This is a genomic window from Agrobacterium sp. ST15.16.024, assembly GCF_027956545.1.
Lineage (GTDB): Bacteria > Pseudomonadota > Alphaproteobacteria > Rhizobiales > Rhizobiaceae > Agrobacterium > Agrobacterium cucumeris.
Window position 1 is genome coordinate 955,163 of record NZ_JAQKGO010000001.1, and the last position, 12,322, is coordinate 967,484.

Here is a 12,322-nt window from a genome sequence, read left to right on the forward strand (position 1 = left end):
TTGTGGAATATCGCATGATGCGGCAATACGAACTCGTCGAGCGGGTTCAAAAATATAAACCGGATGCGAATGAGGCCCTGCTGAACAAGGCCTATGTTTATGCCATGCAGAAACATGGCCAGCAGAAGCGGGCCAATGGCGACCCCTATATATCGCATCCGCTGGAAGTTGCCGCCATCCTCACCGAAATGCATCTCGACGAATCGACCATCGCGGTGGCGTTGCTGCACGATACGATCGAGGACACCACGGCCACCCGCGCCGAAATCGACGAGCTCTTCGGCGAGGACATCGGCCGGCTGGTGGAAGGGCTGACCAAGCTCAAGAAACTCGATCTCGTCACCCGCAAGGCCAAGCAGGCCGAAAACCTGCGCAAGCTGCTGCTCGCCATTTCCGATGACGTGCGTGTTCTCCTGGTCAAGCTCGCCGACCGCCTGCACAATATGCGCACCATGGAATATATGCCGGCCGACAAGCGCAGCCGCATTTCCGAGGAGACGATGGAAATCTATGCGCCGCTCGCCGGCCGCATGGGTATGCAGGATATGCGCGACGAGCTGGAGGACCTGTCCTTCCGGTATCTCAACCCGGAAGCCTATGGCACGGTGACGAACCGCCTGCAGGAACTGGAAACGCGCAATGAAGGGCTGATCAAAAAGATCGAGGACGAGCTGCGCGAGCTTCTCGTGGCGAATGGTCTGGTCGGCGCCTATGTCAAAGGGCGGCAGAAGAAACCCTATTCGGTGTTCCGCAAGATGCAGTCGAAGTCGCTTTCCTTCGAGCAGCTTTCCGATGTCTACGGTTTCCGCATTCTGGTGGATGATATTCCGTCCTGCTACCGGGCGCTGGGTGTCGTGCATACGCGCTGGCGCGTCGTGCCGGGCCGCTTCAAGGATTATATCTCGACACCCAAGCAGAACGACTATCGTTCCATACACACCACCATCGTTGGCCCGTCGCGCCAGCGTATCGAGCTGCAGATCCGCACCAAGCGCATGCATGAGATCGCCGAATTCGGCATCGCCGCCCATGCGCTTTACAAGGATGGTGAAAACGGGGAGGGCGATCTGCTCTCGCCGGAATCGAACGCCTATTCCTGGCTGCGCCACACCATCGAATCGCTGGCCGAAGGCGACAGCCCGGAAGAGTTCCTCGAGCACACCAAGCTTGAACTCTTCCAGGATCAGGTGTTCTGCTTCACGCCGAAGGGCAAGCTGATTGCGCTGCCGCGCGGCGCGACGCCCATCGATTTCGCTTATGCCGTTCATACCAATATCGGTGACACCACGGTTGGCGCCAAGATCAACGGGCGGATCATGCCGCTCGTCACCCGGCTCAACAATGGCGACGAGGTGGAGATCATCCGCTCCGGCGTGCAGGTGCCGCCGGCCGCTTGGGAAGAGGTGGTGGTGACCGGCAAGGCTCGCTCGGCCATCCGTCGCGCCACCCGCATGGCCATCCGCAAGCAATATTCCGGCCTCGGTTACCGCATTCTCGAGCGCACCTTCGAGCGCGCCGGCAAGGCTTTCTCGCGGGAAGCCCTGAAGCCCGTGCTGCATCGTCTGGCGCAGAAGGATGTTGAAGACGCCATCGCCGCCGTCGGTCGCGGTGAGGTCTCCTCGCTCGATGTGCTGCGGGCGGTCTATCCGGATTATCAGGATGAGCGCGTCACGGTGAAGATGACCGGCGATGATGGCTGGTTCAACATGCGCAGCGCCTCCGGCATGGTCTTCAAGATCCCCGGCAAGTCGCGCTCCGTGCTTGAGGACGATGGCGCGGCCGAGATGCTGGATGGACCCGACCCGCTGCCGATCCGCGGCCTTTCCGGCAATGTCGACGTGCATTTCGGTGCCGCCGGCGCCGTTCCGGGAGACCGCATCGTCGGTATCATGGAAAAAGGCAAGGGCATCACCATCTATCCCATTCAGGCGCCGGCGCTGCAACGCTTCGACGATGAACCGGAGCGCTGGATCGATGTCCGCTGGGATCTCGATGAGGCCAACAAGTCGCGCTTCATGGCGCGGGTGATGATCAATGCGCTGAATGAGCCGGGCACGCTCGCCTCGGTGGCGCAATCGATCGCGACGCTGGATGTCAATATTCGCGGGCTGAACATGGTCCGCATCGGTACGGACTTCTCCGAGCTGGCGCTGGATGTCGAAGTCTGGGATCTGCGGCAGCTGAACCAGCTTCTGTCGCAGCTGAAAGATCTCGACTGCGTATCAACAGTGGCACGTGCCTTCGATTGAGGCATTTTTAGTCGCCATCGTAACTCGAAAGGCCGCTGTTATGCGTTGGATGCATGGCAGCGGCCTTTTCCTGTCTCTGGTCGCAGGCAGGGTTTGAGACTATCTTCCTTTCAGAAATTGAAGACGGGAAACGCGGCGTGCCGGTGGGATTTACACCGATGAGAAACGCCACTCCCAAACCGAAAGGACCGAAAATCATGTTTACTCCGCTTCGCAAGATCGCCCGTGCCGTTCGTGGCAAGACCACGCAGGAACGCGAATTCGAATATCTCAGCGGCTCGGTATCGAATGTCGACCTCGAGTTCCGCCAGCGCGAAATCGACCGCGGCATGTTCCGCCGGTAATGCGTTCAGCGCATGGCAGCCCTTCGCCATGCGTATGAGACTTGGAGGGTGCACGGCCGTTGTTGGCACGCTCGTCCCTGTATCTTGCAAAACCATGTGAATGCGCGCTTCAAGCGGTTGTCCCAAACTGGTTGACCAATACGCCGCAAAAAATCCCGGTTCAGTCCCCTGTCGCAATAGACGACACTAAATTGGGACTGATATCGAATGCTCGATATTCACTGTATTCGTGACATCCCGCGTCCGTCATGCCGGACTTGATCCGGCATCCAGCCCGCCCGAGTCCTTGGGCGGGAAAGAGTCTTCTCGCCGTGCAGACGCATGTCGGCTGGGTTCCCGCTCAAGGCCGGAATGACAGAAGCGGAGAATACACCTGCAAAAGAAATCCCTGCGTCGTCTATGATGCTCTTGGCTGCGCCCGGGCGATGAAATAGACTGTCTCCATGCCGTTTCGCCGCCGTGAACCCGTTGGTTTTTCAGAAAAGATTCGTGACCTCTTCTGGCCGCGCACGGGTTTTTCCCGTTCGCTGCGCTATATGAAGCTGCGTCTTCTCAGGCTTTCCGCCTCTCCACATTCGGTTGCTGCCGGTGTTGCCCTCGGTGTCGGCGTGGCGTGGACGCCGTTTCTCGGCGTTCATATTCTCATAGCCATGGCGCTCGGTTTCCTCACGCGCGTCAATCTGGTTGCGGCTGCACTTGGCACCACATTTGCCAACCCGCTGACATTTCCCTTCATCTGGGCGTCCACCTGGGAGATCGGCCACTTCATTCTCGGCCGGCAGAAGATGGAAAGTGCCGAACACGTGGATTTCGTAGCACTGTTCAGTCATCTCGAATTCCGGCAGATATGGACGCCGGTGCTGGAGCCCATGACCGTTGGCGCACTGCTTCCAGCCGCAATCAGCGCGGTCATCGTCTATTTCGCGGTTTATAGCCTGATCAGCGGCTTCCAGCGGCGAAAGATGGAAAATCTTGCCCACCGTGCCGCAAACAGGAATGCTTCTCTGGAGATGTTGAAATGATCATTGGATTGGGCAGCGACCTGATCGACATTCGCCGCGTTGAAAAGTCGATCGAGCGTTTTGGCGAACGTTTCACCCATCGCTGTTTCACCGATATAGAGCGCGCCAAATCCGACGGCCGCAAGAATCGCGCCGCCTCCTATGCCAAGCGTTTCGCCGCCAAGGAAGCCTGTTCCAAGGCGCTTGGAACCGGGCTTGCGAATGGCGTCTTCTGGAAGGACATGGGCGTCGTCAATCTGCCGGGCGGCAAGCCGACCATGCTTCTGACCAATGGGGCAGGGGAAAGACTGGCGGCCATGCTGCCCGCCGGCCACCGCGCCAATATCCACCTGACGATCACGGATGATTTCCCTTATGCTCAGGCATTTGTGATTATCGAGGCACTTCCCGTGAATGGCTGAGACCCGGTGCGGCCGCATTGGCGGCCTATTTGCAACCGTGTCATAGAAGCGCTTCCCTTCGGGCTGGAAAGGTTCTAGAGAAGTCGCAGAAATATGAAAGCGTTGCCGGCTGTGTGAAGACTGCTTCATGCGGCGCAGGCACGACAAAACAACGGCCCCGATGCCTTCGTCAAACCGAAGAAGCCGGGAAACAATCAGGCAGGTCTTTAAGTGTCCGAAAAAGCTGAGAAGAAGCAGAACGCCCTCTGGGAGAACGTCAAGGTCATCATTCAGGCGCTGCTGCTGGCCATGGTCATCCGCACCGTTCTGTTTCAGCCCTTCACGATCCCATCGGGCTCGATGATGCCGACGCTTCTGGTTGGCGACTATCTTTTCGTCAACAAGTTCTCCTACGGCTATTCGAAATATTCGCTGCCCTTCTCGCCGAACCTGTTTTCGGGCCGTATTCTGGAATTCAGCAAGCCCAAGCGTGGCGATGTCGTCGTGTTCCGCCTGCCGCCAAATCCGGAAGTGGATTACATCAAGCGTCTCGTCGGCCTGCCGGGTGATCGCGTTCAGGTGACGAACGGCGTGCTGTTCATCAACGGCCAGCCGGTGCCGAAGCAGCCAGACGGCACCTTCACCTCGGATTACCGCGCCGATCCGGGCGCCAATGTCCCCGTCTTCCGCGAAACGCTGGATAACGGCGTCACCTATGACACGCTTGACCAGTCGCCCGACTCGCGCGGCGACAACACCCGGGAATTCTTGGTGCCTGAAGGCCATTATTTCATGATGGGCGACAACAGAGACAATTCGCTCGACAGCCGATTCGATGTCGGCTTCGTGCCGGAAGAAAACCTGATCGGCCGCGCCAGCGTCATCTTCTTCTCGCTGGGCAATGACACGCCGTTCAGCCGCATTTGGGAATGGCCGGCCAACATGCGTTGGGATCGCCTCTTCAAGGTTGTGGAATGAGCAAGACCAAGCCGCTTTCGGCGGACGAGATTTCGCGTCTGGAAGCGTTGATCGGATATGAATTCAAGGACAAGGCCCGGCTGGACCGGGCCTTGACCCATGCCAGCGCGCGCTCCGCCGCCGCCGGCAATTACGAACGGCTGGAATTTTTAGGGGATCGTGTTCTCGGCCTCTGCGTGGCGGAGCTGCTGTTTTCAACCTTCCGCAATGCCACCGAGGGTGAATTGTCCGTTCGCCTGAACCAGCTCGTCAGTGCCGAATCCTGCGCCGCGATCGGCGACGAGATGGGCCTGCACAATTTCATCCGCACCGGATCTGACGTGAAGAAGCTGACCGGCAAGGCGATGCTGAACGTGCGCGCCGATGTGGTCGAGAGCCTGATCGCCACCATCTATCTGGATGGCGGGCTGGAGGCATCCCGCCGGTTCGTTCTGAAATATTGGCAAAGCCGGGCGACACGCGTCGATGCCGGGCGGCGCGACGCCAAGACCGAGTTGCAGGAATGGGCGCATGCCAGATTTGCGACGACGCCCGCTTACCGGGTTGACGATCGCTCCGGACCGGATCACGATCCAAGCTTCACCGTGACGGTGGAAATTCCCGGCGTGAAGCCGGAAACCGGCGTCGAGCGCTCCAAGCGCGCGGCCGAACAGGTGGCGGCCACCAGATTGCTGGAGCGCGAAGGCGTCTGGCAGAAAAGCCCCACCAAAAACTGAGCACCCACCTTAGGGTGCCAAAATCGAGCGCATGGCGGACCCGCGGGCCGCATGTTGAATACCTCTGACCTTGATGGATAACATGACCGATCACGAAAACCCCGCCATTGAAGGCGAAGACAACAACCTTCCGACCCGTTCCGGCTTTGTGGCCCTTATCGGCCCGACCAATGCCGGCAAGTCGACGCTGGTGAACAGGCTGGTTGGCGCCAAGGTTTCGATCGTCAGCCACAAGGTGCAGACGACGCGCGCCGTGATGCGCGGCATCGCCATTCACAAGAACGCGCAGATCGTTTTCATGGACACGCCCGGCATCTTCAAGCCGCGCCGCCGGCTTGACCGCGCCATGGTCACCTCCGCCTGGGGTGGGGCAAAGGATGCCGATCTTATTCTGCTGCTGATCGACAGCGAGCGTGGCCTGAAGGGCGATGCCGAGGCCATTCTTGAAGGGCTGAAGGACGTTCCGCAGAAGAAGATCCTCTGCCTCAACAAGATCGACCAGGTGAAGCGCGAAGACCTGCTGAAGCTTGCCGCCGCCGCCAATGAGACGGTGGCTTTCGATCGCACTTTCATGATTTCGGCCACCAATGGTTCGGGCTGCGAAGACCTGATGGATTATCTGGTGGAGGCGCTGCCGGAAGGCCCGTGGTATTATCCGGAAGACCAGATTTCCGATTTGCCGATGCGCCAGCTCGCCGCCGAAATCACCCGCGAGAAGCTGTTCCTGCGCCTGCACCAGGAACTGCCCTATGCCTCGCATGTCGAGACGGAAAAGTGGGAAGAGCGCAAGGACGGCTCCGTACGCATTGAGCAGGTGATCTATGTCGAGCGCGACAGCCAGAAGAAGATCGCGCTCGGCAAGAACGGCGACGCGATCAAGGCGATCTCCACCGCCTCGCGCAAGGAGCTTTCGGAAATCCTCGAGCAGCCGGTCCATCTCTTCCTGTTCGTCAAGGTGCGCGAGAACTGGGGCGATGACCCCGAACGCTTCCGTGAAATGGGACTGGAATTTCCGCGGGGGTAACGCGCAGGCGCGATATGCGCAATGCGAAAACACACCCGCTTCCGTCATTCCGGCCTTGAGCCGGAATCCAGCCAGCCCGAGTCCTTGGGCTGAAAAGAGTTGTCCCGCCGCGCCGACGCGCGTCGACTGGATTCCGGCTCAAGGCCGGAATGACGGGCGGGAAATGTCGCGAACCGACGAGAACGTCGAGGTTGCCCAAGCCCTTCGCTTTTGTGTGTTCGAGGGGCGCGCGACGCAATCCTTGAACGAATTGAATATCTTCAGCCACCATCGGGAACCGAATGCGTTCGGGCGGGTTGTTCCAAAACAATTGGGCGCAACCTTTTTTCGATGACGGATATTCATGTCGCCAAAAAAACCGAACGGGATTTCCACAACGCCGTGCCAGCAATGTCCCCTGCGGGACCTGCCGCATTTCAGGGATTTCGCCCCTTCCGAACTCGATTTCGTCTCCCGTTTCAAGACGGGGGAGCTGGCGGTGGAAAGCGGCTCTGTCATTTTGATGGAAGGGTCGCACAGCGCCCATCTTTATACCGTGCTGCATGGCTGGGCCTTTCGCTACAAGACGCTGGAAGATGGCCGGCGGCAAATCCTCAACTATGTCATGCCGGGCGATCTCGTTGGCCTGCAGGGCACGGTGATGGGGGAAATGCAGCATTCGGTCGAAGCGCTGTCACCGGTAACGCTGTGCGTTTTTGAACGATCGCGCCTCAACAACCTCTTCACCGATCACCCGACCCTTGCTTATGACCTGACCTGGATTGCTGCGAGCGAGGAACGCATGCTCGACAGTCATCTGCTCAGCATCGGCCGACGCACTGCGCTGGAGCGCGCCGCCTATCTCATCGCCTTTCTTTACAGCAAGGCGAAGGCTGTCGATCTCATGCGCGGCGAAACGCCTATTCCCGTCACCCAGCAGCATGTGGCCGATACGCTCGGCCTTTCCATCGTCCACACCAACAAGACCTTGAGAAAGCTTGTTGATCGCGGCCTCATCCGCTGGACGGACAAGGGCTGTCTGGTGCTCGACAATACCGGATTGAGCCATGTGGCCGGCTGGGAAAGCGACGAAAAACGGCAAAGACCCTTCATCTGATCTTCTTTTGACATGTCTTTTTTAAATGACGGTGGGGTCGCAATTTGCGACTGCTAAGCCATGGCGCTGGAACATCACGTTGAAGGGAGCGGCGCGCAGCCAGTTGGCTGCCCCTCCTGTTGAAAGAAGAAAACATATGGTGCCACAACGGGTTATCATCGTTGAGGATGAATATCTGGTGGCGCTTGATGTCGAAGCGGTCCTCCAGTCCATGGGTGTAGAAACCATCGTCATCGCAACGACGCTTGCGCAGGCAAGGCAGACCGTCGAGCAGGACGGCGCGGATTGCGTGCTTCTCGATGTCAGCCTTTCCGACGGCATGAGTTATGATTTTGCGCGCCAGCTGCGCGAGGCCGGCATTCCCTTCGGTTTCGTCAGCGGTTACGGCGATACGACAGGGTTTCCCGACGATCTTTCGCATGCGCCTCTGCTCGGCAAGCCCTTCGGAGAAAATGAAATTATGGATTTCGTTCTCGGCCTTCTCGGCGTTTCGAATGACGCCGTAAAAGAATAACGTTTCGTCGCCGGATCGGTTATGATCCGGCTTGAATCGAAATTCGGACAGGTTTCATGCAGTGGCAGGATGAGGCAATCATTCTCGGGGTAAAACGCCATGGCGAGACGAGCGTCATCGCTGAGGTGATGACCCGTACGCGCGGCCGCCATCTGGGCATGGTGCGCTCCGGTCGCTCCCGCAGCATGCAGCCGGTGTTGCAGGCGGGAAACCGGGTGGATGTCATCTGGCGGGCGCGACTTGACGACCATCTTGGCGAATACCGCATCGAGCCGCTGCAATTGCGCGCCGCACAGCTGATGGAAACGGCGACCGCCGTTTACGGCGTGCAGGCCATGGGCGCGCTTCTCAGGCTTCTGCCGGAACGTGATCCGCACCCGCATCTCTATCAGGCGCTCGACATCATCCTCGACAATCTCCACGATCCGGCCGATGCCGGGGAATTGTTCGTGCGGTTTGAACTCGCGGTGCTGAACGATCTCGGTTTCGGGCTTGATCTTACCGAATGTGCGGCGACGGGGCTGCGCACTGATCTCATCTATGTGTCGCCGAAAACCGGCAGGGCGGTTTGCCGCACGGCAGGCGCGCCCTATGCGGCCCGGATGCTGTCATTGCCCGCTTTTCTCGGTGAGGGCCAGTCGAAAGCTGCCGATCCCGAAAGCCTCGCGGCGGCCTTTCGCCTGACGGCCCATTTTCTTAACCGGCATGTCTATGATCCGCGTGGCTTGAATGAAAACGCCGCCCGCGACGGTTTCGTGCAGGCGGCACTGAAGGCGCTGCAGCGCAGGGCGTCACCGCCCGCGCTCGATGAAGCCGTGTAGTCTCAGGCCATGGCCGGGCGCGGCGCGGGTCGCTCCTGAATGGGCCAGTGCACGATGGCCGCAAAAATCCCCATGCCGACGCCAAGCCACCAGACGAGATCATAGGAGCCCAGCCGGTCGTAAAGGAAGCCGCCGAGCCAGACGCCGAGGAACGAGCCGATCTGGTGCGACAGGAACACGACGCCGCCGAGCATGCCGAGATGGCGTGTGCCGAACATGATCGCCACCAGCGCATTGGTGGGCGGCACGGTGGAAAGCCATAGAATGCCCATGACGGCTGCGAAGAGGATGACCGAAAGCGGTGATTGCGGCAGGAGCAGGAAGGCCGTCACGACAACCGAGCGGGCGATATAGATATAGGCCAGCATATAGGGTTTCGAATAACGCTGGGCGATGACGCCGGCGGCCAATGACCCGATGATATTGAAGAAGCCGATCAGCGCCATGGCAATGACGGCGTAGCGCGGCTCGATGCCGATATCGCCGAGATAGGCCGGGAAATGCGCGGTGATGAAGGCCACCTGGAAACCACAGACGAAGAAGCCTGTCGTCAACAGGATATAGCTCTTGTGGCCAAGTGCTTCCCGCAGCGCTTCGCCCGCCGTCTGCTGGAACTGCGTCTGTGACTGGCTGCCGGAAGAGGAGTTGCCACGCATCGGGAAGGCGAGCAGCGGCACCAGCATCATCATCACGGCAAGCCAGACGAGGCTGTCCGACCAGCCATAGTTGGAGATCAGCCCCTGGCTGATCGGCGCGAACAGGAACATGCCGGCAGAGCCCGCCGCCGTGCCGATGCCGAAGGCAAGCGAGCGCTGCTGCGGCGTGACGTGGCGTGCAAAGGCCGACAGGATAACGCTGAAGGAGCCGGCGGCGATGCCAAGCCCGACAAGCACGCCGCCGCCGAAATGCAGCCAGAAGGGCGAGGTGCCGAAGGACATGCAGATGAGGCCGGCGGCATAAAGAAAGCCTGAGAGCACAAGCACGCGGCCCGTGCCGTATTTATCGGCGATTGCGCCGAAGAAGGGCTGGCCGAGGCCCCAAAACAGGTTCTGCAGGGCCATGGCGAGGCCGAAGGTGGAACGATCCCAACCGGTGTCGGCCAGCATCGGCAGCTGAAAAAAGCCCATGGCCGAACGCGGACCGAAGGTCATGACGGCAATCAGCGACCCGGCGGCGATAATCAGCCAGGGCATGGTCTGGCGTGTGGCTTGCGACATGAAATTCTCCTGCTGCAGCATGCGCCTTGGAGATGGCACAAATCTTCTGCAGATTCCCTCTGATCGGGATGAATATTAGCTTTTGTCAGCCGTCCCCACTAGCGACTTTTCTTGACCCCCATTATTCATGGGATTGATGGGATGCCCGCACATTATTGCCGGAATTCCGGAGAGATGACGATGAAGCAGAATATTTACGACGACGCCGGGTTCTTCGAGCGCTACAGCGCCATGCCGCGCTCCGTGGAAGGGCTGCGGCAGGCCGGCGAATGGCACGAGCTGCGCGCCATGCTTCCGCCGTTGCAGGGCCGCAACCTTCTCGATCTCGGCTGCGGTTTCGGCTGGCATTGCCGTTATGCGGCAGAGCAGGGGGCGACCCGTGTCGTCGGCGTTGATCTTTCGGAAAACATGCTGCGCCGTGCCGCCGAAATAAATGGCGGCCCCGGTATCGAATATCGTCGGGCGGCAATCGAGGACATCGATTTTCCGCCGGAAAGTTTCGATGTGGTGCTGAGTTCTCTTGCCCTGCATTATGTCCGCGATCTCGACCTGGCATTCGCGAAAGTTTCCGCCGTGCTGAAATCCGGCGGTGAGTTCATCTTTTCCATCGAACATCCCGTTTTCACGGCGCTGGAAAAACAGGACTGGTTCTATGACGAGAAGGGCGAAATCCTCCACTGGCCGCTCGACGATTACCAGAACGAAGGCGTGCGCCATTCCAACTGGATGGCGGATGATGTCGTCAAATATCACCGCACGGTGTCAGGCATTCTCAACAGCCTGCTTTCTGCCGGTTTTGCCCTGACGCGTCTGGCCGAGCCGAGGCCCGATCCCGCCTTGCTCGCGGAGCGACCGGAGATGAAGCACGAAGATCGCCGTCCGATCTTTCTGATCGTCAGCGCTCGCAAGCCGTGATCGATTCCATCCTCTCCTCATCCCTGTGCTTGTCACAGGGATCCAGTCGACACGCGTCTGCGTGGCGGAAAGAGTCTTTTCAGCCCAAGGACTTGGGCTGACTGGATTCCTGTGACAAGCACAGGAATGAGGGAGCTGGCGGCGGCGTTGGGAACATCCGCGTCCCTTGGGTTCGATCTGACCTGGACCGGCCTACCGCCTCTTGATCGCCCAGCCTTCCGGCCGTTCCTCGACCACCTTGGCCACATCGCCGACCGACAGTCTGCCCTGACTGCGCGGTGTTACGTTCCAGCCGAACAGCGGGCCGGGTACGCGCCGATCACCCGACATGCGGATGCGGCCCATGGCTTTCATGGGCGAGGGCACATCGCGGGAGCCGGTTATCTGGTCCTGCGTGGTCATGATGCAGCGGGCACAGGGTTTGACCAGATCAAAACGGATGCCGCCGATCTCGATGGCCGCCCAGCGGTCTTCCGCCCATGGCTCGTCCGTATCCAGCACGATATTCGGCCGGAACCGCTCCATGCCGACGGCATCCTCGCCATTGGCGCGCATATTGTCGTTCAGTGCGGCAAGCGAGGCGGTGGTGGTGACGAGGATCTGGTAGCCATCCGCAAAGGTGACGGGTGTTTCGTTGCCGGTCCATTCGAGGCTTGCAACGCGTTTCGAGGTATCATCGAAGAATGCCAGCTTCACCTCGCGCCCCAGCCATGCCGAAAGCGTATCGTTGGTCTCGTCATCGGCGATGTTGGCGCTGACGATCGATTTCCACACCGCCACATCCATGCGCTCTCCGGACGGTCTTGCGACGATCTTGTCGTCCTTTTCCCGCGCAAGCGCCATGCCGCCATCCTCATGCCGCGCCAGAACCGTGGCGAGAGCAGGCAATTCGCGCTGGGTGATGAAATGGCCGGAAGGGTCGATCAACATGGCGCGACGGTCGCCGGGCAGGCCCTCGGCCGAAACAGCGCTCTCGGAGAGGGGAATGCCGCGCGCGCTTTTCAGCGGATAGATGTTGAGTTCGGTCACACGCATATTGGATATCC

The 12,322-nt window shown here is 59.7% G+C and carries 14 protein-coding genes; 12 read left to right on the forward strand and 2 right to left on the reverse strand.

All coding sequences use genetic code 11. The features are described 5' to 3' along the window. Positions 1 to 14: 14 nt before the first annotated feature. The 11 genes from PL640_RS04720 (at position 15) to recO (ending at position 9,144) form a co-directional block, all read left to right on the forward strand. Positions 15 to 2,249 (forward strand): RelA/SpoT family protein, encoded by a 2,235-nt coding sequence (locus PL640_RS04720; protein ID WP_271360952.1) that lies wholly within the window; start codon positions 15 to 17, stop codon positions 2,247 to 2,249. Positions 2,250 to 2,446: 197 nt separating this feature from the next. Then, on the forward strand, positions 2,447 to 2,593 hold the full coding sequence (locus PL640_RS04725) for a hypothetical protein (protein ID WP_052679647.1): 147 nt from the start codon (positions 2,447 to 2,449) through the stop codon (positions 2,591 to 2,593). A gap of 443 nt (positions 2,594 to 3,036) precedes the next feature. Beyond that, a complete protein-coding gene (locus PL640_RS04730) occupies positions 3,037 to 3,615 on the forward strand; it encodes a DUF2062 domain-containing protein (protein ID WP_269698396.1) in 579 nt (192 codons plus the stop codon). Next, the gene (acpS, locus tag PL640_RS04735; RefSeq protein ID WP_046798755.1) at positions 3,612 to 4,016 is read left to right on the forward strand and encodes a holo-ACP synthase; all 405 of its coding nucleotides are present in this window, start codon (positions 3,612 to 3,614) and stop codon (positions 4,014 to 4,016) included. Before PL640_RS04730 ends, acpS begins: the two co-directional genes overlap by 4 nt. A gap of 210 nt (positions 4,017 to 4,226) precedes the next feature. Next, on the forward strand, positions 4,227 to 4,973 hold the full coding sequence (lepB, locus tag PL640_RS04740) for a signal peptidase I (RefSeq protein ID WP_046798756.1): 747 nt from the start codon (positions 4,227 to 4,229) through the stop codon (positions 4,971 to 4,973). Then, complete coding sequence (rnc, locus tag PL640_RS04745; protein ID WP_142839449.1) at positions 4,970 to 5,689, forward strand: ribonuclease III; 720 nt, start codon at positions 4,970 to 4,972, stop codon at positions 5,687 to 5,689. Before lepB ends, rnc begins: the two co-directional genes overlap by 4 nt. A gap of 73 nt (positions 5,690 to 5,762) precedes the next feature. Next, on the forward strand, positions 5,763 to 6,713 hold the full coding sequence (gene era, locus PL640_RS04750; RefSeq protein WP_035218044.1) for a GTPase Era: 951 nt from the start codon (positions 5,763 to 5,765) through the stop codon (positions 6,711 to 6,713). Beyond that, positions 6,682 to 7,047 carry a hypothetical protein gene (locus PL640_RS04755; protein ID WP_271360953.1) on the forward strand — a complete coding sequence of 122 codons (366 nt, stop codon included), beginning with the start codon at positions 6,682 to 6,684 and terminating at the stop codon, positions 7,045 to 7,047. The genes era and PL640_RS04755 overlap by 32 nt, the downstream gene beginning before the upstream one ends. Positions 7,048 to 7,056: 9 nt before the next feature. After that, on the forward strand, positions 7,057 to 7,809 hold the full coding sequence (locus tag PL640_RS04760) for a Crp/Fnr family transcriptional regulator (RefSeq protein ID WP_271360954.1): 753 nt from the start codon (positions 7,057 to 7,059) through the stop codon (positions 7,807 to 7,809). A gap of 136 nt (positions 7,810 to 7,945) precedes the next feature. Then, complete coding sequence (locus tag PL640_RS04765) at positions 7,946 to 8,323, forward strand: response regulator (protein ID WP_271360955.1); 378 nt, start codon at positions 7,946 to 7,948, stop codon at positions 8,321 to 8,323. Positions 8,324 to 8,379: 56 nt separating this feature from the next. Next, positions 8,380 to 9,144 carry a DNA repair protein RecO gene (recO, locus tag PL640_RS04770; protein WP_271360956.1) on the forward strand — a complete coding sequence of 255 codons (765 nt, stop codon included), beginning with the start codon at positions 8,380 to 8,382 and terminating at the stop codon, positions 9,142 to 9,144. A gap of 2 nt (positions 9,145 to 9,146) precedes the next feature. On the opposite strand, the gene PL640_RS04775 is transcribed toward recO, so the two are convergent. Further along, on the reverse strand, positions 9,147 to 10,361 hold the full coding sequence (locus PL640_RS04775; protein WP_271360957.1) for an MFS transporter: 1,215 nt from the start codon (positions 10,359 to 10,361) through the stop codon (positions 9,147 to 9,149). Positions 10,362 to 10,541: 180 nt separating this feature from the next. Here PL640_RS04775 and PL640_RS04780 point away from each other — a divergent pair, with 180 nt between their 5' ends. Next, a complete protein-coding gene (locus PL640_RS04780; protein ID WP_271360958.1) occupies positions 10,542 to 11,276 on the forward strand; it encodes a class I SAM-dependent methyltransferase in 735 nt (244 codons plus the stop codon). Between the two features lie 192 nt (positions 11,277 to 11,468). On the opposite strand, the gene PL640_RS04785 is transcribed toward PL640_RS04780, so the two are convergent. Then, on the reverse strand, positions 11,469 to 12,311 hold the full coding sequence (locus PL640_RS04785; protein WP_271360959.1) for an MOSC domain-containing protein: 843 nt from the start codon (positions 12,309 to 12,311) through the stop codon (positions 11,469 to 11,471). Positions 12,312 to 12,322 lie beyond the last annotated feature (11 nt).

Coding starts and splice junctions, on each gene's coding strand:
- PL640_RS04720 (WP_271360952.1), top strand. CDS start 15: ATGATGCGGCAATACGAACTCGTCGAGCGGGTTCAAAAATATAAACCG.
- PL640_RS04725 (WP_052679647.1), top strand. CDS start 2,447: ATGTTTACTCCGCTTCGCAAGATCGCCCGTGCCGTTCGTGGCAAGACC.
- PL640_RS04730 (WP_269698396.1), top strand. CDS start 3,037: ATGCCGTTTCGCCGCCGTGAACCCGTTGGTTTTTCAGAAAAGATTCGT.
- acpS (WP_046798755.1), top strand. CDS start 3,612: ATGATCATTGGATTGGGCAGCGACCTGATCGACATTCGCCGCGTTGAA.
- rnc (WP_142839449.1), top strand. CDS start 4,970: ATGAGCAAGACCAAGCCGCTTTCGGCGGACGAGATTTCGCGTCTGGAA.
- era (WP_035218044.1), top strand. CDS start 5,763: ATGGATAACATGACCGATCACGAAAACCCCGCCATTGAAGGCGAAGAC.
- PL640_RS04760 (WP_271360954.1), top strand. CDS start 7,057: ATGTCGCCAAAAAAACCGAACGGGATTTCCACAACGCCGTGCCAGCAA.
- PL640_RS04765 (WP_271360955.1), top strand. CDS start 7,946: ATGGTGCCACAACGGGTTATCATCGTTGAGGATGAATATCTGGTGGCG.
- recO (WP_271360956.1), top strand. CDS start 8,380: ATGCAGTGGCAGGATGAGGCAATCATTCTCGGGGTAAAACGCCATGGC.
- PL640_RS04775 (WP_271360957.1), bottom strand. CDS start 10,361: ATGTCGCAAGCCACACGCCAGACCATGCCCTGGCTGATTATCGCCGCC.
- PL640_RS04780 (WP_271360958.1), top strand. CDS start 10,542: ATGAAGCAGAATATTTACGACGACGCCGGGTTCTTCGAGCGCTACAGC.
- PL640_RS04785 (WP_271360959.1), bottom strand. CDS start 12,311: ATGCGTGTGACCGAACTCAACATCTATCCGCTGAAAAGCGCGCGCGGC.